Source organism: Chryseobacterium gregarium DSM 19109 (genome assembly GCF_000430845.1).
Lineage (GTDB): Bacteria > Bacteroidota > Bacteroidia > Flavobacteriales > Weeksellaceae > Chryseobacterium > Chryseobacterium gregarium.
Map to the genome: position 1 here is coordinate 1 of NZ_AUMU01000014.1, position 24,050 is coordinate 24,050.

General features: G+C 38.3%; 18 protein-coding genes and 1 pseudogene. 7 read left to right on the forward strand and 12 right to left on the reverse strand.

Annotated features, from left to right (window positions below):
* The 10 genes and pseudogenes from H561_RS0115415 to H561_RS0115460 all read right to left on the reverse strand — a co-directional run.
* Positions 1–206: pseudogene (locus tag H561_RS0115415) on the reverse strand (peptidoglycan-binding protein LysM); the annotation flags it as partial.
* Between the two features lie 792 nt (positions 207–998).
* Positions 999–1,646 (reverse strand): response regulator, encoded by a 648-nt coding sequence (locus H561_RS0115420; RefSeq protein WP_027387831.1) that lies wholly within the window; start codon positions 1,644–1,646, stop codon positions 999–1,001.
* Positions 1,643–2,293, reverse strand: a complete 651-nt coding sequence (locus tag H561_RS0115425) for a sensor histidine kinase (protein ID WP_228372287.1) — start codon at positions 2,291–2,293, stop codon at positions 1,643–1,645. Before H561_RS0115425 ends, H561_RS0115420 begins: the two co-directional genes overlap by 4 nt.
* A gap of 146 nt (positions 2,294–2,439) precedes the next feature.
* Positions 2,440–5,187: a PAS domain-containing hybrid sensor histidine kinase/response regulator gene (locus H561_RS0115430; protein ID WP_027387833.1), complete on the reverse strand. Its 2,748-nt coding sequence runs from the start codon at positions 5,185–5,187 to the stop codon at positions 2,440–2,442.
* 26 nt (positions 5,188–5,213) lie between these two features.
* Positions 5,214–6,644, reverse strand: coding sequence for a hypothetical protein (locus H561_RS0115435; RefSeq protein WP_027387834.1), 1,431 nt, complete (start codon positions 6,642–6,644; stop codon positions 5,214–5,216).
* Positions 6,645–6,654: 10 nt separating this feature from the next.
* Complete coding sequence (locus H561_RS0115440; protein WP_228372288.1) at positions 6,655–9,459, reverse strand: collagen binding domain-containing protein; 2,805 nt, start codon at positions 9,457–9,459, stop codon at positions 6,655–6,657.
* A 9-nt stretch (positions 9,460–9,468) separates the two neighbouring features.
* On the reverse strand, positions 9,469–10,269 hold the full coding sequence (locus H561_RS0115445; protein WP_228372289.1) for a fimbrial biogenesis chaperone: 801 nt from the start codon (positions 10,267–10,269) through the stop codon (positions 9,469–9,471).
* 82 nt (positions 10,270–10,351) lie between these two features.
* Positions 10,352–10,897 carry a hypothetical protein gene (locus tag H561_RS0115450; RefSeq protein WP_027387837.1) on the reverse strand — a complete coding sequence of 182 codons (546 nt, stop codon included), beginning with the start codon at positions 10,895–10,897 and terminating at the stop codon, positions 10,352–10,354.
* A 202-nt stretch (positions 10,898–11,099) separates the two neighbouring features.
* Entirely contained in the window at positions 11,100–11,645 is a 546-nt protein-coding gene (locus H561_RS0115455) for a hypothetical protein (RefSeq protein WP_027387838.1), read from the reverse strand.
* A gap of 209 nt (positions 11,646–11,854) precedes the next feature.
* Positions 11,855–12,397, reverse strand: a complete 543-nt coding sequence (locus H561_RS0115460; RefSeq protein WP_027387839.1) for a hypothetical protein — start codon at positions 12,395–12,397, stop codon at positions 11,855–11,857.
* Between the two features lie 966 nt (positions 12,398–13,363).
* Here H561_RS0115460 and H561_RS23995 point away from each other — a divergent pair.
* A complete protein-coding gene (locus H561_RS23995) occupies positions 13,364–13,507 on the forward strand; it encodes a hypothetical protein (RefSeq protein ID WP_155845809.1) in 144 nt (47 codons plus the stop codon).
* Between the two features lie 119 nt (positions 13,508–13,626).
* Positions 13,627–14,544 carry an NUMOD4 domain-containing protein gene (locus H561_RS22600; RefSeq protein WP_162143028.1) on the forward strand — a complete coding sequence of 306 codons (918 nt, stop codon included), beginning with the start codon at positions 13,627–13,629 and terminating at the stop codon, positions 14,542–14,544.
* A 222-nt stretch (positions 14,545–14,766) separates the two neighbouring features.
* Here H561_RS22600 and H561_RS0115470 read toward each other — a convergent pair whose 3' ends face one another.
* Together H561_RS0115470 and H561_RS0115480 are read right to left on the reverse strand one after the other, a co-directional pair.
* Positions 14,767–14,973, reverse strand: a complete 207-nt coding sequence (locus tag H561_RS0115470) for a hypothetical protein (RefSeq protein WP_027387840.1) — start codon at positions 14,971–14,973, stop codon at positions 14,767–14,769.
* A 563-nt stretch (positions 14,974–15,536) separates the two neighbouring features.
* On the reverse strand, positions 15,537–15,773 hold the full coding sequence (locus H561_RS0115480; RefSeq protein ID WP_027387842.1) for a hypothetical protein: 237 nt from the start codon (positions 15,771–15,773) through the stop codon (positions 15,537–15,539).
* A gap of 668 nt (positions 15,774–16,441) precedes the next feature.
* On the opposite strand from H561_RS0115480, the gene H561_RS0115490 reads away from it, so the two are divergent.
* The 5 genes from H561_RS0115490 to H561_RS0115510 all read left to right on the forward strand — a co-directional run bounded on the left by H561_RS0115490 (position 16,442) and on the right by H561_RS0115510 (position 23,877).
* Positions 16,442–18,460: a TolC family protein gene (locus H561_RS0115490; protein ID WP_027387843.1), complete on the forward strand. Its 2,019-nt coding sequence runs from the start codon at positions 16,442–16,444 to the stop codon at positions 18,458–18,460.
* Positions 18,460–19,503 (forward strand): HlyD family secretion protein, encoded by a 1,044-nt coding sequence (locus H561_RS0115495; protein WP_027387844.1) that lies wholly within the window; start codon positions 18,460–18,462, stop codon positions 19,501–19,503. The genes H561_RS0115490 and H561_RS0115495 overlap by 1 nt, the downstream gene beginning before the upstream one ends.
* Positions 19,504–19,509: 6 nt before the next feature.
* Positions 19,510–20,469, forward strand: coding sequence for a TackOD1 domain-containing metal-binding protein (locus H561_RS0115500; protein ID WP_155845810.1), 960 nt, complete (start codon positions 19,510–19,512; stop codon positions 20,467–20,469).
* Between the two features lie 27 nt (positions 20,470–20,496).
* Positions 20,497–21,786 (forward strand): glycosyltransferase family 2 protein, encoded by a 1,290-nt coding sequence (locus H561_RS0115505; RefSeq protein ID WP_162143029.1) that lies wholly within the window; start codon positions 20,497–20,499, stop codon positions 21,784–21,786.
* Between the two features lie 63 nt (positions 21,787–21,849).
* Positions 21,850–23,877, forward strand: coding sequence for an LVIVD repeat-containing protein (locus H561_RS0115510; protein WP_027387847.1), 2,028 nt, complete (start codon positions 21,850–21,852; stop codon positions 23,875–23,877).
* Positions 23,878–24,050: the final 173 nt, after the last annotated feature.

A 24,050-nucleotide genomic window follows, 5' to 3' on the forward strand; every position in this document is an offset into this window, starting at 1 on the left:
GTTTTTTCCGAATTATAATCCGCTGCAGTAGCATAGTTAAAGGCAACGGCACCACTTATTGCAGAACTTCCCGCGTCGATGGAGATTACATCATTCAGGGTAATGTTGACGGTTGTGGTGGCGGTAGTATTCTGAGCCTGTACATTGTTGGTTCCTGATATAATGGCTCCGATAGTTAAGGCTGCGATGGCGATTTGTTTTGTCATGATCGTATTATTTATTTTTTATTCCTGTTATTGTTTAATTGTTCTCTTTGAACACTACAAATCTACGGCGGCGATAAAAGTTTCTTTGTAGTGGAAAATGGAAGTTCATGTAGTAAAATAACTACAGGATATTCATTTGGTTTAAATAGAAAAGCCTTCAACGCTTTACATGTTGAGGGCCTATTTATTGTATAAAAGTTGTTTTATTATTGATTTTCTGTAATTAAAGTAAGCATGGATTAGCGCAAAACTTGCAGAAAAACCTCTTGACAAAGAAATTTTGAAACTCAAACAACAATCAGGAAAGGACATTCTTGTTGGAAGCCGGAGTTTGATTATTCAACTTTTAAACAGTAATCTAATGACGAATTTCAAATTTATATTCATCCTGTCACCGAAGGGAAAGGGCTGTTCCTGCTTGACCAAATCAACGACAGAATTGTTTTGAAACTCCTTCAAAATTGCTAAAACCGGAGGTAACAGTATTTTATTATGAGGCGATAAGAGTGTAAAACAACGAACCGTTAATAATATGTTTATAAAATTGCGGCGGGACGCCAGGCATTCGACTTAAAGCTTTTGTGGTTAATTGAAGTAGCGGAGTAAAGAATCTGGGGGTACTTTAAAAGCCCCCCACTTTGTCGGATAACACTTATTGTCTTCAGAAGGCAGCGATGCGGGATGATGAATTCAGGGAACTGAAAAAGATCCCTCTTTCTTCGGGATGATAGGTCAGTTTTATCGTATTTTAAAAGATCCCTCGGGATTACAAACCGGGAAATAACAGAATGTTTAATGATTATACAACCTTAGTATCTCTACCAATTCGGGTACAGATCGTATTTTCAGCTTCTCAAACAGCCTGTTTTTGTAAGTGCTGATCGTTGATGAATGGAGATTCAGCTGATTAGAAATTTCTTTGAGGGGAAGACCTTCTGCAAGCTTATTGGCAATCTGCAATTCGCGGTCTGATAGCGCTTCAAAGGAAGAATTTTTTGCTGCGCCGGTTAATGACTCTAAAAACATCGCTTCTTTTACATTATCACTCACATATCGGCCCTTAGTGAGCATCGCCGTTAAAGCAGCCTCAATTACTTCAGTAGAGCTTTGCTTGCTCAGATAGCCACCGGCACCCATCTTTAGGTAACGCATCCCATACAACTCTTCATCCTGTGAAGAAAATATGAGAATTTTTAATTCAGGCTGGTGAATTTTTATGTAATCGATCGCTTCCTGAACAGTACCATTAGGCATATTGACGTCCATAATGGCCAGATCCAATTCTTCTTTCAGAATTACTTTGTACAGCGATTTATAATCCTCTACTTCCGTAATTATGGCATCGGGCATGAGTCGTTTGATCGTTTGTATCAAACCCATCCGGACAATACCATGATCATCTGCTACAACAATACGAACATTTAATTTTAAATCCTTCATTCATTAAATTTAGGTAGAAAAAGGGAAACAGTTGTTCCGTTATTTTCAGACGAAATGATGTCGATTTTTCCACACATCAAGGATATAAAATTTTTTACAATTTTCAAACTTAATCCGACACCTTTTTCGCCCGCAGTTCCTTGGAATACGGGATTATCGTAAGTGTAGATATCAGATAAATACTTTTCATCCATTCCCGTTCCTAAATCAATCACAGAAAGTATGACCTGATCACCTTCTATAACTGTCTGTAAATAAATATCTTGCCCCGGTAAAGAGTATTTTACCGCATTGTTAAAAATTTTGTCTAAAACATATTCGAGCAACACTCGATCGGTTATAATAAATGCATTATGATCTCCTTTAAAATAAAATTTAATGTTTTTTTCTTTTAGTTTAGCAGCGTATTTTTCTTCTAAATGGTGAAAAAGATCCATTACCATGATTTTCACAGGTTTAATCTTAAATTCCCCGTATTGTGTTTTTAACCAGGCGGTGCTGTCCTGAACGGTTTGCAGATTCTTCCGGGCATCGCTTTTTACATGCGGCAACAACTTAAAAAAATCTTCCTCACTTACGGTCTTTTGTTCCACCGCTTCTATAAGCCATAAAAAATTTCCAAATATTTCTTTTGAGTCATGAGACAATATCGAGATCAGTCCGTTCTTGAAATTGATTTCGTTTTCCAGTTTTTCGATTTTTATCTGCAGTTCCTTGATAGGGTCATTCATAATGTAAGTATAAATGTAAAAAAATTTCTATCTCAATATTTTTTTAAAGCTGATTTTATGATTTACTTTCTATCCATTTCTTTGCCAAACCATTTCTGGATCATATCCGATAAGGTTTGTTTTAATAAAGGTTTGTTTAAAAAGTCTGACATTCCGGCTTGCAGGCATTTTTCTTTCTCGCCAGGAAGGCTGCCTGCCGTTAGCGCAATGATAGGAATTTCGATATTTTTTTCCATCGCTCTTATTTTTTGGGTTGCTTCAATGCCATTGAGCTGGGGCATCTGGATGTCCATTAAAATAAGATCAGGGCTTTCTTTCTGGTATTGTTCAACCGCTTCGGTCCCGTCTTTTGCCTCGATGATTAAAGCCTGCGGAAGAATCTCCACTAAATAAGTTTTAGTAAGAAGCATATTAATAGCATTATCTTCAGCAATCAAAATTTTTATTTCGTTTGTACAGACTTCACTTACGACATTTTTTATTGGCTCCCGTTTTTTCTTTTCAGAATTCTTTAAGGTGGATAAAACCTGGTACATCTGTTTCATACGAATCGGTTTTACGAGCCTGTTTTTTATTTCCAATTCGTCACATGCATCCTGCAAATTAGTGTCATCGGACGAGCTGTACAAAACAACATACGGCGCTACATGGGTGACGTCGGGAACAATATTTTTCATTTTTCTAATGGTTTCAATGCCATCCATAATAGGCATATGATAATCCATAATGATCACATCGAATTCAGACTTGTCCATGATCAAAAGCAAAGCCTTCAACCCGCTATCGCATTCCATTACTTCGATATTTTTTCGTTCCAGCATCCTTTTCAGGATTTTCCGGTTGTTTTCATTATCGTCCACAATCAAAACTCTCTTAATATCGGTTAAGCTTAAATCATATTCCTCTTCCTCCGTATCAAACTGAATATCAAAGAAAAAATCGCTGCCCTTTCCCTGATCGCTTTCGACTTGTAAAACACTGCCGGCAAGTGCCAAGATTTGGTTCGAAATAGTAAGTCCCAGGCCTGTACCTCCATATCTTTTAGTAATACTGCCATCTTCCTGTGAAAACGCGTTAAAAATTTCCGCCTGTTTTTCGCTGTTAATTCCAATCCCTGTATCTCGAACTCCAAATCGGATGCGTTTTTTTCCTTCTCCTAAATCATCTAAAACTTTAACATATAAAACAATCTCGCCTTCCTCAGTAAATTTTAAAGCATTGCTCAAAAGATTGACGAAAACCTGTTTTAAGCGCATCTCATCAGTCCATAGATATCGAGGTATGGTGTCGTCAATATCGATGAGCATTTCTAACTGCTTTTTAGTATTACTGTATGCAACAATATTGAAGGCTTCTGAAACCAGTTCTTCGATCTCTACTTTGTCGAGGTTCAGCTTCAGTTTCTGCTTTTCTAATTTTGAGAAATCCAAAATATCGTTGATGATGCTATACAAGGAAACTCCGGATTGATTGATAATTTCCAGATACTGTCTTTGCGTTTCGTCCAGACTGGTTTCTAAAAGGAGCTCTGTAAAGCCGATTATACCATTTAACGGGGTTCTGATCTCATGGCTCATATTGGCGACAAACTCCGATTTTAGGGCATAAGCTTTTTCTGCTAACTCTTTTGCTCCCAAGATCTCATTCTCCATTTTTTTTCTTTCGGTGATGTCCACTGCATTAGCCATTACCTGTAAATTGCCATCTACATTCTCGTCTATCGCACTCATAAAGTGCCAAATGGCTTTTTCGCCATTTTTCTTGCGGATGGTCATTTCACCTGATGCATGATTTGAAGTTTTAATCTGCCTCAGGTATATTTTTACATTATCATGCTTTTCCGGGATGATGAGATCGAAAAGGTTAATGCTCAGTAATTCTTCTCTGGAAAAACCTGAGGCCTTTAAACCCGCTTCATTTACATCCAGAAAATTACCTTCGGTATCATGAATACTTATTATTCCCTGGCTTTTTTCAAAAAGACCGCGATATTTCTGTTCACTTCTTCTAAGTGATTCTTTTTTGGTGGTAAATTCTGTAACATCTCTCCCGATGGTGTATGCCAATCCAGATTCAGGTTCAGGAACACAGATCCATTCTATCCATTTAACCTCTCCGGATTTTATGATGTATCGGTTGGTGAAATTAAATAAAGTTTCACCCAGTGCTAATGCTTCTACTGCCTGTAAAGTACTTTGCCTGTCTTCCGGATGAACAAATTCCATAAAACTTTTACTCATAAACTGTTCATCGCTCCACCCCAACATTTTCGAAAAGGCGGGATTTAGTTTTACGAATTTACCTTCCAAAGACAAAACGCCTAACAAATCGTTGGATGTTTCAAAAAGCGCATCATAATTGCTTAAAAGCTGTTCTTTTTCTTTACCCAAATACCATTTTGACGCTTGGTCCAGGATCTTATTGACAAACTCTTCCTCCGGCTTATCTAAATTTTTCTCTTCCCTGCCAAATAAATTTAAATGAGCGATAAGACTGTCCTCAAGACCCGGGATGGGATAACTTCTATGGAATTTAAATTCCGGGTTCTTCAACTCATAAACCGAAGTCCGATTATCCAAAAGAAAGTGAGGGTTCTGAGGATAAATCTGATTGGGGGACGCATCACTGGAAGCGAGAACATACACCTTCCCTTCCGAGGAAATACTCATAGTACTAAGCTCCATGCTGGTCATCTTAGCCGCCGCGAACACTAAGAAATCAAAAACACCGGCATATTTTTTTTCGAATGCATTTAATTTATCAATATCGTGCTGATCCGGCGATTGATAATTCCTATTAAAGTGGTTCATAAGGAAGGTTTTTTTGGGAAGTATTGTTAAATTGCCGTAAAGCTATAATAGACATTGATAGAGTAAGTGGTATTTTCCTTCCCTACCAGACTTTGGGCCCCCGCAGGTGGTATACTATATCTTATATTCAATTCCCGGTCCAAAACCGGTGTTCCGTTAAAGAGTATTTTTTGGGGTGTTTTGGATAGAGGAGCATTTACAGAGCTTCCATCCACGCCAATTTGTAATATATTGGAATTGATATTCGTCTGGACACCGCCTTTTTTGAAATAATTTTCGTCCGATTTTACATACAGTTCAAAGCTCTCATTATTGGACAATATAATTTGGCTTGGAACTATTTGTGACTGGCCATTGGTGTAATGGGCAGCGGTATTAAAATTGAAGTTTACATTCCGTCCGGAACTGGGGATGGTGATCTCCGACCGAGGGAGCACCTTTAACTGAACCGCTGTATTTTGCAAACTGTTCATTGCATTATCTGTACTTATGGCATTGAAATTCAATTCAAACGTATAAGTTCCGGCTTCAAAAAAATAGTTTTTAAAATCTTCCGCAGAAACATAAAGCTCTGGAATGAAGTTGTTTCTGTTTCCCGCTACCACACTAAAATTAGCAGGGGAAAAATTCTGGAAATTGGCGGATAAGGCTTTGGTTGTGAGTGCAGATCCATCACTGCCCAGTTTAATGCTTGCTATATTTCTGGTTCCCGGAACCCCTTTAGAAGAAGTGAACTGAATATTTGTGGAAGCAGCTTTCGCCCATAAATTAAAATCGACCGTATGCCCGATTTCCGCATTTTCCAAATTGAATACCCGCGTGCCTGTAATCCGGTAGTCATTCAAAGAAGATATTTCTATGTATTTTGTTAAAGATGTGGTGAGCCATCTCATAGATTGAGGAATGACTAAAATTGTTTTAAAATTACGTGGGGTGAAATCGTTATAATTCTGACTGATATCCATGGAGTAATTCCCGGCCCGGTAGGCATTCGCAGCAAATTGGGCAGCTGGTATTTTAAACGTAAAATTGATATTTCCCCGGTTAAATCCTCCTCCAATAATGGACACGGGCGGTTCAAACCATCTTATAGGGCTTGTACTGAACGACTGAAAACCTGGTAAAAACCCTGAAAGTCCGGTAGACGGCAGCTGTCCGCCCATACTTTCTAACTGCCACAGAAGAACGGAACTGGGTAAAGTAAATGATGAAGAAGACTGGGTAAAATTTGGTCCGGACACAGAGGTAAATGTAGGAGCTATTGGGCCTAATCCAAAAAAGCCATAATCCCAGTTTGTTCTGTTGGTGTTCATTACCCTTGTAGGTACTGAGGTAAATTCAACCCTGTTAAAAATATTATTTTCAGGAATCGACAGATACACATCCTGAGCTTTCGTGACTGCAGACCCGCAGAACACGGTAAAAATTCCTATTAAAAAAGCCCTCATCTTTTTCATACTTCTAAATTTAAAACTTTTTCACCTTAATGGTGGTATCTTTCTTCTTATATTCAAACACCACAGTTTTTGAATAACCTTCTTTTGTCACCTGAATCGTTTGGGTGGGTTGTGTATAACTGTATTTGTCATTTTCAATATAGAGGTCATATTTTCCATCTTTCAGGAAAAACTCAAACTCATTTTTTTGGTTAACCACGGCGGTATAAATCTTACCATCTCCACTTTTTGCATACACCACGATCCCGGTTACATCCGTTTCCAAAACATCGTAGGCTTGTTTGATCTCTGTTAATTTCCCGCTTACCCTGATGTTTTTTACCAAGCTTACTTTGCGGTTGATATTGTTATTTACCATGATTACAGGATCCATCATCAACCGGGCGCCTGCACTTTCGTTCACCTTCAGGGTGTAAATACCTTCAGGCACATTCTGAAAAACTACTTTCCCGTTCTTATCTGTCAATGCAACAAAATTTTCCAGTTTCACTATTTCATTTGCAAGTACCGATTCACCGTTATCCAGGAGTCCATTGAAATTTTTATCTTCAAATAACTGGAACGTCACTTTATGATTTCCAAGGGCCGTAGCTGCAGTAAAATATTTTTTAATCCCGACTCTGAACTGGTAATAACTGCCGCTGCTTGCATAAGCAGCTGTAGATTTATAACCGGAAAAATTAAAATAACCTGTGGTAGACCAGGAAGGCGAAATTTTATATTCCAGATTACCGCTCACATTGCTGTTTAAATTTTCATAAAGTTCCGAATAGGAAGTTCCGGCTGAAAAAGATCCGGTCAGCTTATTATTCATCATCTGGAAATTATACGAGGCGTATACATTGTAGTTGGCGAAATTACGGTCTGCATCGTAATAAGAATTTAAATCAAACACATTAGTTGCATTCCATTGGGCTGTTCCGTTGAGGGAAAAGGATTTATACCTGTAAGACAAGGTTGTCTTCAGACTGTGGAACCAATCGGCCCTGTGGTTCTCTTTTGAATAAGAATATTCCGCCGTCCAGTTCAATCCGTGAGCACCCAATGTAGCGCTGATGTTGGTCTCCAGCCGGTAAGAAAAAAGTTCCTGCGAGGTATAAAAATTGGCTGTTTTTTGCCTTTCAACCTTTGGAGCCAGCAGAAAATTCCACTTTTTTAAAGAAAACTGGTAACCTGATCCCAAAGCTTCTGTACTGTTGAAATAATAACGCAGATTAGCGGTATTCCCAGGTTGGATGGGTGCAGTCTGGAAACTCAGGAACTCGGGGTCTACCTGCGAATTCTGATATTGTATAAAAGCGCGCCGAGAATCAGAAAATTGGCGGCTGATCCGCTGATTTGAAAGAAAAGATCCCCGTTTGATCCCTGCATAACTTTTGGTGGCAAAGGAATTAAGAGATTGTATATCCCATTTCCCTATTTTTCCCTCGTAATTGGCTCCCATTAAAGCTCCTGCGTTTTCATCATTGTTCAAAAGGCCTTTTTCGTGGCTGAGGCCCACCTCCGTGCGGATGATATGTTTATCATTAAGTAAAAATGATGTTACCGCATTCGCCACCTGCGTATCTACGTTAAAGCGCGGATCATGGTCGAATATATAGGACACTTTCCCATTGAAAGATTTAGCATTCCCAAAACCATATTTTGCACCCACCATCTTAGATCCTTGTGTTTGTTGGAAATAGGTACCGTACAGGTTATAATTATTTTCCAGCGCAAGAATTTCAATCTGGTTATTGTTACCGAATTTGGCAGAAACTTTCCCGCCTCTTCCGAAAACCGGGTAATCGTAATCGTTGCTATTAACATTTCCTACCCGTAATACCGTATTTTTTCTCTCCAGTTCCAGCCAGGTATCATACACGTTGTAACGGCCGTCTTCAAGATAGTAATCTGCACCCATATTGAAGCGTGATTTTAAATTTTCAGTCACCCGAAACGCTGTGTTTCCCCTCAATTGAAGATAATTGAAACCTGAACTGTTTTCATTATAGCTCATTTCCGCAAAATTACTTCCGCTCACCGATTCGTTTCCCCGGGCAATTTGTCTGTTGTGCGATAAAATAACCAAGTAGAGCGTGTTGCTTCCCACGATTTTATTATCAAGCAGATCTGTTGCGATTGCATTAATATTAAATTCCGGATAAAGCGTATTCTGTTTTCTGACCGCAATTTTGATCTCAACCGTTTGTTTTTCTAAACCTTCCAGAGATACGGTTTGTTGTTTTGGCATCATTTCCAAACCATCAGGAATGGATTGCAAATCAATCTTAACGGTTCGTTTATTATAACCCTGGTTTTCTACAATCAGCAGAATTGAAGATTCGGGCGCAGCAGGATTAATGAAATTTTCGTATGTAGCTGTATAAATTGCGATGTTTTTGTTCTCGTCTTTGTCAACAAAGAAAGAAGCGCTTTCAGTTCTGGTGACCGTTGGGGTGGTGTACGAAACCTGGAATATGATCTCATTGGATCTCAGTTTCATAAAATCCACATTGGCGATCAATTTCACAGGAAGATTTTTAGACTGACCCGCACCTATGACAAAGCCATTTTTAGGATAGAAAAGCAATCCCGGATATTTTTCTTCAGGTATGATATTCTGAATGGTAATCTCTTCAGAACTTTTATTCTCAATGACTAGGAAATCAGTAAAAGTAGAACCCTTCTCAACAGCTACACTGTCATTTTCAAAACGGATTCGGATGTCCTTCTTTTCCTGCGCAAAGGCCAACGAGAAGTGCAGAAGAACAAATACAAAAAATAAGATTGTTCTTCTTAGGATTGATATCGATATTCCATTTTGTGGTTTCAAGACTTAATTTTAAAATTTAAAGTTTTTTTCGCCTACGCGTAAATCATTGGATCCTGCCATTTTGATAATAGCCACGCCAAGGAAGTTCCCTGAAATGTTCCCTGGTAAAGAAAATTGAACGACCTGATTGGTATTGGGAAGCATGGAGATGGAAATTGCGGGTAATTTTATTTCTTTACCACTGTCTGTGTCGGTTAGTTCAAACTCAACGGTGGCATCATTAATGGTGTTTCCATCGTTATGGATGCTCACTGCAACTTTTCTGCTTGCTGCATTCTCATTACTCACCTCTGAAATACTGGTAATATCCAAACTTTTTACCTGGTTTCCAGATGGAGTATAAAAGATGTGAAGGCCCACCTCAAATAAGGTGATAATACCAATCCCATTCTGAGCACGTGCCTGATCCGCCTGCTGAGGAAGTTGGGTGAAAAACAACATGCTGTTCGTAACGTCAGATTTTGATGCGTTTGCCGGAATCTGCATGGTGACTACAATCTCCTTTGTACTTTTCGCAGGAACTGTTACAGCGTTTTCTAAAGTGGACATCCAAGAAGCATTGGAGGTTTTTGAACTGCCTGCATTAAGATAAACTTTATTTCCGTCTTCTTCTCTAACCCAATCTTTATAGTTGAGATTAAAAACATAATCCTTATCCGAGCTGTTTTGAAGCGTGACGGTCTGTGTCACTTTTTCTCCTGGATTACCGGTAAAAAACAAGCGTGTAGGCGACATAGAAATACTTTGTGCCAGAATTGAAGAAGACCCTGTAAGGATAAAGAAAATGAAAAGGTAAATAAACTTGTGCATGGTGTAAATTGTTTAAAAATAAAAGATTCCCAAAACTACTGAAAACGTAACAAAAGGAACCTTTATAAACTAAAAAAATTTATTATAAAGCCGTCGCGGTATAAGTTACCGTTTGCGTATACGTTCCGGCCGGTTTACCTAAAATATCGGAAGATGATGATTTCGCTGCCGGGATGGTGTAGTCCAGATTCAGTGTTAAGGCGCTTCCAAGCGGAGCATTTGCCACTAAAGTCTGATCCGCTGCCGATAAAGCAACAGCGTTTTTTGTTCCCCCCATGGTTCCGGCAGCTGCTGAAGTTTTGATGGTCAAAACATTGACAGGGATTTCGTTGGTTCCGTTCATGAAGCTCGCACCGCCTGCTTTTACCTTCACATTAAAATTCTTTGTTGAAGTAACTTTCAAAGCGTTGGCCTGGGCCACTGTTTTTTCCGAATTATAATCCGCTGCAGTAGCATAGTTAAAGGCAACGGCACCACTGATTGCAGAACTTCCCGCGTCGATGGAGATGACATCATTCAAAGTAATGTTGACGGTTGTGGTTGCCGTAGTATTCTGAGCCTGAACATTGTTGGTTACTGATATGATGGCTCCGATAGTTAAGGCTGCGATGGCGATTTGTTTTGTCATGACCGTATTATTTATTTTTATTCCTGTTATTGTTAATTGTTCTCTTTGAACACTACAAATCTACGGCGGCGGTAAAAGTTTCTCTGTAGTGGAAAATGGAAGTTCATGTAGTAAAATAACTACAGGATATTATTTGTTTTAAACAGAGAAGCCCTCAGCACTTAGAAAGTGTTGAGGGCGTATATAAAATTGTGTGTTTTTATTATAAAGCAGTAGCAGTATAAGTTACCGTTTGTGTATACGTTCCGGCCGGTTTACCTAAAATATCGGAAGATGATGATTTCGCTGCCGGGATGGTGTAGTCCAGATTCAGTGTCAAGGCGCTTCCAAGCGGAGCATTGGCTACTAAAATCTGATCCGCTGCTGATAAAACAACAGCGCTTTTTGTTCCGCCCATGGTGCCGGCAGCTGCTGAAGTTTTGATGGTCAGAACATTGACAGGGATTTCGTTGGTTCCGTTCATGAAGCTCGCACCGCCTGCTTTTACCTTCACATTAAAATTCTTTGTTGAAGTAACTTTCAAAGCGTTGGCCTGGGCAACCGTTTTTTCCGAATTATAATCCGCTGCAGTAGCATAGTTAAAGGCAACGGCACCACTTATTGCAGAACTTCCCGCGTCGATGGAGATTACATCATTCAGGGTAATGTTGACGGTTGTGGTTGCCGTAGTATTCTGAGCCTGAATATTGTTAGTTCCTAAGATGATGGCTCCGATAGTTAAAGCTGCGATGGCGATTTGTTTTGTCATGACCGTATTATTTATTTTTTATTTCTGTTATTATTTAATTGTTCTCTTTTGAACACTACAAATCTACGGCGGCGATAAAAGTTTCTTTGTAGTGGAAAATGGAAGTTCATGTAGTAAAATAACTACAGGATAATTCATTTGGTTTAAATAGAAAGCCCTCAACACTTTCTAAGTATTGAGGGCGTATATAAAATTGCTGTTTATTTTTATTATAAAGCTGTCGCGGTATAAGTTATTTTTTGCGTGTAAGTTCCCTTAGGCTTTCCCAAAAGTACCTTTGATGCTTTTTCTGCCGAAATAGAATAGGCAATATTTAAAGATTGCTTTGCTCCTGAACCTGCATTACTTACCAGGGGCTGATCGTTTGTAGATAAGGTGACCTCATTCAGGGTTCCTGTTAAACTTCCGCCCGCTATTGCTTTTACCTGTAACACATCTACAGGAATTACATTGGCTCCACTTATAAAGTTTGCACCCTCAGATTTTACTTTTACATCGAAATTTTTGGAGGAAATGATGACTAAACTATTCGGCACCGTCACATTTTTTGAAGAATTATAATCTGCTGTATTCACATAATTAAAATCTACAGTGCCTTCTGAAGCAACACTTCCTACATCCATTGAAATAACATCTGCTAAAATAATGTTGACGGACGTACTAGCCTGCTCAGAGTTTTGTGCAAAAACTTGGTTGCTTTCTAAAGCGGTTGCTCCCAGAGACAACGCAGCGATAACGATTCGTTTTTTCATGATAGGATAAATTTAAAGGTAATGAAAGCTTTTATTCAAAATTAATTATACTTACAAATATCATTAAAATCAAATCTAATAACATTATCTGACATAACCAAAAGCTTTTTCTTATTTTTTAACTAATTTCTAATATGACAGTTACAGGCTTTTTCCTCCCAATCGAAGGAATTCTTGCCATGATTTTTCACTATCAAATGAGAAATAAATATAGATTTTTCACTATGGTTCCATATAAGTTAAATCTTAATTCCGGCAATCTCTAAAATATCTTTATGGGATTGGGCACATGAGCGTAACCAAAACTTTTACTGATATATATATGTAAAGCCAATAGCAATTCCTGCTTCATACCTTTCATACGAATCTGCACAAACTGTACCAAAAAAATTCGCCGATGGCTCGTTGCCATTGAAACTTCTGCTATTCCTTCTTTTGAGTAAAACTTCTAAGCACCCCCCTTTGGAAATTTTGTCTAAATATATTCTCCCTTTCCTGCTAATTTCCGGTATCAAAATAGATTTTTCATTTACCTGTTCGTTCGCCTAAAATATATGATTTCTTTAATTTTATGTCTTATTTGATATTCAAAATAAGAAATCATTTTATTGCAGAAAGTATTAAATTGAAATAACTTAAAATATGATATTTGCTTCGATATTTAAATAGTAAAAAATTGGAGATTCAAGCAAGTAAAACGATGCATTAACGCCAGTTTGAATGTCAATAGTGGATGACCATAAAATTGTTTTACTCAATAATAAATTAAGTATTAGTTATAATCTATTAAATAAAGTATCAAAAACAGCTGGTTTTATCGGCCATTTATATATAACATATTTGTTATTATTTTCTGCAAATTAAAACTATAGCAGCAATTTTTTTTAATATTAAATGTTATATTTTTGTTGTAGCATATTAATCAGACATCCATAAAAAAATTGCTTAAGAGAAATATTTCAAATTATGAAGCTGCCCACAGAATTAGGAGATACGTATATCAATACAGTCCTTCTCAATCTTTCCTTAAAAGATCTTTCCCATGACATGAGCAGTGGAAGCTTATTGAAGGGTTTGAGAACTATGCAATTTCCAATTACGGACGGATAAAAAGCCTGGAACGCATGGTTCCGGTTCCTAACGGTGGAGAACAGAAGATATCAGACAGGATTATAAAGCCGCAAACTTTCAGATATTTCAACAAGCACCTAAAAGCTCATTTTTATAATATGAGATGTAATCTCTCCCTCGAGGGAAAAGTACATGGAAGATCAACAGCACGTTTGGTGTATTATCATTTTTTTGAAAAATTTGATATGGATGACCTTTCATTCCGTATATCATTCAAAGATGAAAATCGCTTTCATGTACATTTCAGTAATCTTGAGAAGATAACAGCTATCGAGCTTCGTAATAAAGTGCTCAATACAGGCAGAGGGAAAAAAGGAAATTACCAGCAGGCAGTGAGCCAATATACAGTGGATGGCGGTTTTGTTGCCAGTTATGACAATATTTATGCTGCAAGTGAAACTCTGGGAATCCACCATACTAATATACTGGCTATTATCAACAAAAAAAGAAGTACTGCGGGAACATTTCTATGGTTTGCGAAAGGTTATACACCCACCAAAGAAGATTTTATACCGGATGTAAAAAGTAAATCAGAAAAGATATTTAATACAAGTCTGTGGAAAAAGATCGGGGAACCGGCTGTTGATCAAAATAATCCTCCTGCCTGCCTGAATTTATCGCTGGAGAATCTTCCCGGTGAAAGATGGAAACCAGTTCCCGATCTTAAAGGGTATTTTGCCATATCCAATAAAGGAAGAATAAAGCGGCTGAATACCTGGACTGAGAATAAAAACAAACCTTTTTGGAGGGAGTATATCATTTCTCTTTTTTTGGAATCCTATTCTGATACCAACTATTATCTGTATGCTAACTTAAGTCATAAAGGCAGACGGATTAAGATAAGACTGAACAAATATCTTTATTACTGCTTCATAAAGATATTTGATTTCAATGATCGTTCAATTGTGATAGTCAACAAAAATAGGCCCTTATGGAATATTGATATTTCAAACCTGGAACTGTGTTCTTCAGCTTATCACTTAAATAAAAAAAGGAGTCACACTAAAACTATTTAGATCCAAATTTATTATTACTGTAAAGGTTAAAAAAGAATGCTCTCATTTTTCTATCTAAGCTCATTTTAACACTCTGTAAAATGAAATTGCAATTTTGTTAGGACGTTATGACTTCAAAGTTGCAAGTAAATTTTTAAATTCTCAATGTAGTTGTTAAAAATATTAGTATCGCTATAACCACCATATTTCCAGATCTAAATAACTTATTCTATCAAATATTATTCAAACTGAATTTCTATAATCTAAAGTCGATAAAATTTGCAAATCATCAACAATTCGGTTCGGGAGTTGTTCATCCTGAACTGCAAAACCATTATTAATATGAGTATTATATGTAGTTGTAGTTACAATCCAAAATGGCAAATTAAATGGTGCGAAAGTATTTAATTCAGTTCCAATTGTATTCTCCCCGTTTAATTCAGGGTTCATGGGATTTTAAAATTTCAGCAGCCTGCCCAAGGTCGAATCCAACCTTTTCAGCGACGCCGAATTACCATATCATGGCTTATAATTTAAAGTTAATTTTATATTTTTTGTATTGTTTGGGTGAGTTTCCACTTGATCATATTCCCTAATTGCAAAGTGGCAGTGCAGCCATATTGCTAAAACCTTACAGATCAAATTGATGATCAATACTTTTGCTGTACACCAGCTCCGGATATCACCTCTTACCTGCACCGTTTCGCTGATCGTGTAAGAGACTGCCAGGTTTACCCTGGATTTCGAACCGTTCGCCGAACCGAAATACTTCGCCTAGATGGCTTTAAGTACATGGAGAAAACCGGTCACCCGTCTGGACTTCACCTGCTGCTACAACGGCTTCCCGGCAGCCTTGCGGCAGCGCTTGGTTGTGCTGCTGAAATGCTCTGCCCGCACCAGTTTTCACTCACTGCTATTCCTGCTTTTCATGAGAATCCTCCCGGGGTTGCTTTTGTGATTCTTGTCATGGGGTTGCTTTTTTAGATTAACGGTACGAAGGTATAACAGGATTTTCAATTTTCAATGGCATGAACAGGTTTTGGCAGCTTGTGTCCGGTTTTGGCAGGTTTTGGCAGCCTATGACCGATACTAACATGCATTTCTTCGGGCCCGCTTCGGGTCTTCTTCGACGTTTCTTCGGAAAAACCCCCTGTTTTCCGAAGCCGACCCGAAGAAGACCCGAAGAAATGTCGAAGAAAACCCGGAAAACCATGCGTTTCCGCCAGGTTATCACTGTCAGGAATTATCAATTTTCATTATTAATAAATTGCTAATTTTTAGTGCATCCATTTGAGTTTTTCGCAAATGAATAATTCCCTGTTTTTAGATAAAAACCGGCAGGAATTTTCACTGTATAAATGTTGTTATTTATACGGGAAACCGGTTTAAGATACCGCTGCTAAGCTATGATCAGTCCCTATGAATTAAAGCTGTTTTACATATCAGCAGATTAAAATGTACATACAGTGATTCTTTTGCATCAAGGCAAAAGAACCAAAAAGACAAGGACTTAAAACTTCTTAACGCGAAAAATTGATCCACCACTATACACAAGAAACTTTCAGGTTTGACAGGTTTAAATACCTGTAAAAGCCGTGTAACCATTATAGCTTATGGGAAATTATTCTGTGAAATATATTAACAGATGCTGACAGAGAAACCTCTTTCTATTACAACACAATCAAAAGCTCCATTGAATAATAAGATTGATAGCTCCCATAACCTTATGCTATTTTACTTTTTAATCTTCAGCGAATTTTTTAAAAATATTTTTATAGGTCCCCATACCTGGAAAGTCATGATAATTTCTTCTTTATTTTGATTAAGTAGAAATTATCAATACGGCTGATAGATTATGAATTTATTGAAATAAATTGAATAAAAAGATATAAATTTGCAAAAAATTTCTACTTCCCTTATGCGTAAAACGTTACAACTCCTCCTTGTCTTAAATTTTTTCATTTTTTTAAGTGCCCAAAGCAAATCGGTGCTTAGCATCAATTCTAATTCACTAAGCATTCTGGCAGCGGATTACCGTAAAATATATGCATCGACAAAAGAAATTATTTCTAAACTGTCAGCGGATGATAAGATGTCCCGGAATACGGATCATTTCAATTTTGCGGCGGCCAATATTTCACTAAACAGCACTGATTTTAATTTTACCCGTCAGAATTCTGAAAAAAACTCATTCAATATCAACTGGGTTTCTGAAGCCAATTATAATTTCAGCCCGGGTTTTGGCGATGAAGACAATATTTTCTACCGTGCCAGGATATCTTCAGGTTTAGATTGGCTGGCTTTAGGGGAAGGAAGTTCGAAGAATCAAAGAATTCAGAATTCATTGAATGAAAAAGCGAGAAGGATCAACAGGTTGGAAAAAACACAATATAAAAAGGAAATAGACTACAGAGAAAACCAGGATGGGATCAAAATGATTTTTGATCAAAAAAGAATAGAAATTTTATCTGATTATGAGCATATATTGAAACTCCTTAATGAGTTTAATGTGAAACAAAATAAAAGCGGCATTTCCAATGATGCCGACTTAGCGCTCAGCAAATACCGTCTGGAAAAAATTTCGATTGAAAAAAAATCATTGGAAAACCTGGTTAAGAACGCTGCTAACAATTCTTTTAATAAAGAAATCCTAAATGCAGCTATCCCGGATCTGACACCCGTTGAAAATATAGACCTCAGCATCTTGGTAAAGGACAGGCAGCTGGCCTTAAAAATGGAAAAAGAAATTCTGGACATTAAAAACAAAAGGGATCGGCAGCCCGATTTACGGGTCAAATTACGATACAATTATTATTCAGCCTTATCGAAGGACCGGAATTTTGCCAGCTTAGGCGCCTCCCTTAACTTACCGCTTAGCAGAAATAAGACCAATCTTGATAATGAAAACGACCTGAAGTTCAAGGAAAACATGCTGAATGACCTGCAAATGGTCTACCGGGATAAACTCAATGCCCTTTACAGAGAGTATTATGAGCTGAAATCTGAAATTGATATCCTGCAGAGTGAAAGCACGTATCTGGAGTCTGACCTTACCCTGAAATCCACCAATGAAAACAGCAACACCTTTAGCCCTGCGGGATACCTCAACACCGCTGAAAAATTCTTGAATAATCAATTACAGAAGTATGATAAAAAATCTCAGTTGTATGAAAAATACCTTGAATACCGAATGGCAGCAGGCATAGATTATACCACCGGACCGCTACAGTCCGGAACCAATGATGATAATGCAGGAAATGAAACCTATATCTGGAGCGCCTTTTTCAATAATTATTCGAATGCCTATATCATCAACCTGATGAACCACTGGCATATCAACCGGGTTTTTCTGTCTCCCGGAAAGGTACCCGATCTGGTAAAAGTTGAGGATTTCAAAACACAGGCTGCGGCCAATAACATTCAGGTCTACCGGCTGATCGGGGAAAATTCCTATGCAAAAACGGATGATGGATTTACAGATCTTCAGCAGGCTTTAATTGAAGCCAAAAATATGGGTTTTGCCGGGGTACATCTTGATATTGAGCCTCATACGTTTGATGACTATAAAGAAAATGTTGATATATACGCCCAGAGGTTAATTAATTTATTTACCAGCTCAAAGCTATGGTGTGACCAAAACGCCATGGATATGGGGGTAAGTGTCCCTATGCAACTGCCTGTAGAGGTAGCCACCGCATTAAATGACAATAATGTGATGAGCTATATCATGGCCTATGATGTTTTAACGCTTGAGAAAAAGATGAATAAAACGGCCGCCATAAGAAGTATCCTGGAAGCCAATTACGTATGGGTATTCAGGATTAATGATTTCCAGAATTTCAGTGATTTACTGGATGCTGAAACCACCATTCAGAGCAACGGGATTTCGAAAATAGGATATTATGACCTGTCACAAATGAATAACTTTAAGCCTTAATGGAAATCAATTTTAATAACGACAATGTAACGAGTGAGGTTTATGAAAAACCTGTTAAAAAAAGAAAATGGGACCGATGGATATACTTTGCCATATTATTATTGATTTTAGGGTCTTTGCTGAGATGGATCATCTCCTCATGGGTTTTTGACTATGCAGACGGCTTCCTGAAGCAGCAGCAGTTTGACGTTAAATTTACCAATGACATCAGAATTCTTAATTATAACATCAGCGAAGGGTCAGCGGTAAAAAAAGGAGACACTTTGTTCAGCTATGAATTTTTTTCCGATGCGAATATCCGTAAAAACTCCAAGCAGGATTCCATTAAAAACCTTATTGATAATACCGGGTTTGAAAACAATTTAGTCTCGATTAATGCGGAGATTTCAAAGAAGAATCTTCTTTCAGATGATCTCCGCGGCAGAATAGGGTTTTGGAAGAGCGAAAAAAAGAGAAAGGAAAAACTCGTATATATCAATCAGATCACGCCCAATGAACTTGCCAACGTAGAGCGGTCTATTGACGATCTGCAATATGAGCTCAGCTCTTTACAGGCGGATATCAAAGCATTGAATAATGAAAAAACGAAGCTGCTGTCAATTAACAGTGTGAAGAATTCCCTGTTAACGGCAAACAATAATGTCCTGAAAGTTCAAAATTTCTACATTTCACCCACCAACGGAACTGCAGACCGTTTCCGGGTAACCAATGGCCAGGTTGCGTATAAATCGGACATCATTACGTCGATTATCCACGAGGGACAGTTCGTAAGGGCCTATATCGATATTAATGACCTGGATGAATTTAACGAAGGCGATAAAGTGGAAATAAAACTGCCTTACGGTTTCAACAAAACCCTCAAGGGCAAAGTAAAAAAAATCTATTCGATTTCAGAATTAAAGGATGCTTCACTGCTTAACAAAAACATAAACGACAATAAATACGGGGTTGTTGTTGATATCGTGCCGCTGGACGGCAATTCCTGGAAAGCGGTGAAAATAAGCAATATCCCGGTAAAGGTGAGAAAATTAAAATTTACATAAGGAGTAATGATGTCAGAAAAAATTTTAAATCTGGACAACGGAATCACTGCTTTAATGCTGGAAGAGCATATCGATCATAATGAAATACCGGATGCCGACAGTGCAGACATCTGGATTGTCAATAATGAAAAAGCATGGAATGTAAGGAAATTCCTGATAAGCGTGATCCGGCATCCGGATTCCAGGGTTTTTCTTAAACCCATTTTTTTACAGAAAAACTTTAAAAAAACCTACAAAGAATATAAAAGCTATAACCTCAAACATCTTTGTGACGGTTATGTTGAGGATTTAAATTTTAAAAACAAGGCAGGATCCATCCAGTTCATTTTAAACTTCATTAAAAAGAGCAACCTCGGTCCCGCTCTCTTTCCGGAAAATAACCTGTTGAAAAGGATACTCGCGTATTATTATTCAAGAGATAAAAATATTGAGTTTTACGAAAGCTCCGATTCACTCAGCGGATACTCCTACCCGCGTGCTGAAGCGTATTATGACAGCACCGCAGACGCCTATACTAATACTAGGCAGATCTTGAACAGTGCCTATAAAGACGGTTTTCTGGACAGGCATTACGTAGATACTTCCCATATCTGCAAAAAATGCAGCTCGGGGTTCCTGAATTACCGGGAGGAATGCCCGAAATGCAAAGGGCATAACCTGCAGGCCAGGGTTTTAATCCATCATTTCAGGTGTGCCTTCGTTGCTACGGAAAACATTTTCCAGCAGGGGGAAAAATTAATCTGCCCCAAATGCACTACGGAACTGAAAAATATAGGCGTGGATTATGATAAGCCCGGGAAAATATTTTACTGTAAGAACCATACCTGTCAAAATGAATTCCAGAAACCTTTGATCGGGGTTCACTGTATCAACTGTAAAACAGAACAGACCCCGTCAGAATTAAACCTGGAGAAGATCTATAATTATGAGCTTACGCATAAAGCCATCACCGAAATATTAAATTAGAACGTAAAGATGGATAATCTTTGGGAAATGATTTTTTCTAATTTGCAGTATTCGGACTGGAATAAAATTCTGAACTGGGGATGGTATGTCTTTTTAATAGATATCCCGCGGTTCCTGATTCTTGAGATTATTGTCCTTTTCGTAAGCATCCGGAACCGGTATACCAATAAAGACGAATGGAAAGCAGGCAGGGAAAAGCTGATGAAGGAATTTCCGCTGGTTACCGTTTTGGTGCCCGGACACAATGAAGGGAGGCATCTTCATAAAATGATCGTCTCCATGCAGAAACAGACCTATAAAAACATCGAAATAATCGTTGTTGACGACGGTTCTACCGATAACACCAGAATTATCGGGCAGTCTTTTGAAAAAACCGGCTCCATCGCAAAATTTCTAAGATCTGAAATCCGTGGCGGAAAGGCCTCAGCTGCAAACCTGGGACTGAAATATTCAAGAGGCAAATACATCGTTCACATCGATGCCGATTCCTCATTGGAAAACAACGCTATTGAAAAATCGTTACTGCCGTTTTATGTGTATGACAATGTCGGGGGAGTCGGCGGGAACTTAATGGTAAGGAATGATGAAGATTCCCTGGCATCGACGATGCAATATCTAGAATACCAGCAATCCATCAGCATTTCCAGGATTGTCCTTTCAAAACTCGGCATCTATAAGATCATTTCCGGAGCTTTCGGGGTTTTCCCGAAAAAAATACTTGACCGCGTAGGCGGCTGGGACGTAGGCCCGGGTCTGGATGGCGACCTGACGGTAAAGATCAGGAAAATAGGCTACAACATTATTTTTGAAGAAAGCGCGGTCTGCAATACCCACGTCCCTGCAGAATGGAACAAGCTGGCCAAGCAGAGGCTGCGCTGGTCACGCTCCCTCGTCCGTTTCAGGCTCAGGAAACATAAAGACATCTGGGTCCCCAACAAAAATTTCCGGCTCTCGAATTTCTTCTCATTCTTTGAAAATGTGTTCTTCGGGCTCGTTCTGGATGTCACCTGGCTCGTTTATATGCTAAGAATAATAATTGAGAATCCTGAGTTCCTTCTTTTTTGGTTGCCATTCAAATATTTACTATATTTGCTGCTTTATTTTATGCAGTTTCTGGTATGCCTGATCATTGTAAATAATAAAAGGAAATTTTTGTCTAAAATTATATATATTCCACTTTACCCATTATATATGGGATACTTTATGCGACTTGTAAGAACCATTGCCTATTTTGACGAATTCTTCTTTTACGATTCTTATAAAGATCCTTGGAATCCTCAAAAAACATCCAAAAAAGCCAGAGAATTCGGTGCCTGAATGATGCCGTCCTCTATCCCTGCCCTATTCTATTAAAATACACAAACAATAAGATACTCATTAATGATTAAAAAACTAAGCGCAGCAATAGGTGTTTTACTGCTTATTGCTTCAACCGGGTGTTCTTCAGAAGACAATCTGATGTCTGAGAACAATGAAAGTTCCAATTCCATTACCAATGGAGATATTACGCTTCGATACGGAAGCGGAGATCTCAGCAAAAGTATTGAATTAAAGAACACTAAAGTTAACTTTGTGACCTTCGATCAGAATGGCCACAAATCATCTGCCACCCAGAAAACCGTTTCCTATACACCCAATTTATCAGGTGCTATAGCTGCTGTCGGAAGTAACTGGTATAATATCAATAACGGCGAAACCTATTACATTCCGGAAGGGACTACTTTCACAGGCGGGTTTAATTTTAATTCTGCCGGAAAAATTATTGTTCTGGGTAACCTGGGAGGTTCAAACTGGATCAATGTTCCCAATGGAGGCAGAGTTGAGGTTGGTACCAACGGTAAGATCCTGAATTCAGCCAATTTCCATCTTAACTCAGGTGGAATACTGGATAACTACGGATATGTAGATTATACGACTTCATCGGTTGACGGGACCATCAACAACTATAACAACCTGACGTTCACGAATAATGTCAGCTTAAACGGAAGCTCTACAGTCAATAACTTCTGCAGAATGGTGTTTAGCCAGCAGAACAACTATTTGAATTCCAACCTGACCAATGAAGGATATTTAACGTTCTCGAAAGGATTCCACATTAACGGTTCGGGAGTACTGAACCTTAAGCCGCAGTCATTCACTGATGTGACAGGAGGATCCGTTTCTATAGACGGCAAGATCTCCAATACAGGAAGCAGCTTTGCAAGAATGGACTTCGTTAACATGTCTTTCGGAAATATGAATGCTTCACCGGCTGTAGTGGGGCTTATTGACCTGAACTTTACCAATACCTCTTATTCTGTATTACAGAACAACAATAAAATCAACAATCAGGTTACCTTAAACGCAAACACGTATATCCCTGAAGAAGGGTGCAGGCCTCAGAAAGGAATTACTCCGTGTACAGACAGCCAGCTTCAGTTTACGCTGGTCGCCAATGTGGTAAGCCCGGCGATCAATAACAATACACTGAGCGCAACCGGTGTTGTGGTAAATAACGGGTATGCTTATTTATCTTACCATACCAATGATGCAGCACACGGAAGCACGACTCAAGGAGCTGTAAGAATTCTAAACGTTTCTGATTACAGTGCTCCGGCATTGTTAAGTGAAGCATTATTCAATAATGTAGAATTCAATAATATCGACGTTGCCGATAACAGAATATTTGCGACAGGCGGAGATAAAAACGGGGCAAGGCTCATTACGGCGCCACTTTCCAACAACGTATTCAATACACAGGATTTATCATTATTCTCAAGTTATAAGCTTCCAAGCGCTACGGCAAAAAATTCTTATTTCTATAATAATTATCTGTATACGGTAACAGGAGCAACAGGAGGAGGTTTCTTCAAGCTTAATCCTGCTGCGGGATATGCGGTGTCTGACCAGTTTTATGCATCAGGTGAAAAAGCCAAATATATTGCACATAACAACAGTTATCAGGTATTCCTGGCTACTGATGCTAGCGGGACATCCCTGAGAATAGCCAATGTAGATGGTTCCAACCCGAAAACATATACTTATAACACGCTGGTACAATCTGTGACTGACGGAAAAAATGTAATTACTTTAGATGATGAATATGTATACCTGGCACTAAGTGATAAAGGGGTAGCCAAGATTAAGCTAAGCAACGGTCAGCTGATGAATACTTTTGTTCCTAGAAATTTTAAAGTTAACAGCCAGAACGTATTCAGCCAGACAGGCCTTACCAATGCGGTTGCGGTAAATAACTGTTACCTGTATCTGGCTAACGGTACAGACGGTGTTATTGTTCTGAACAAGACGACCTTCAATGTAGTAGGATACTATAAACTGAACGGTTCGGCAAATTATATATATATCAATAATAACCTAGCCTTTGTTGCAACAGGACAATCAGGATTGAATATCCTGAAGATCAATTAATCAATGCTCAATTGATTGGATATGGACAACTGATCATAAATATATTTTAAAGCCTTACAATAAATCCGGAAATTAAAATTTCCGGATTTATTTTTTATGTATACCTGTCTCCGGTTAACTGTATTTTTAAATAACGGGTAACAGCCATTACTTATTCAAGCTCAGAATTTATA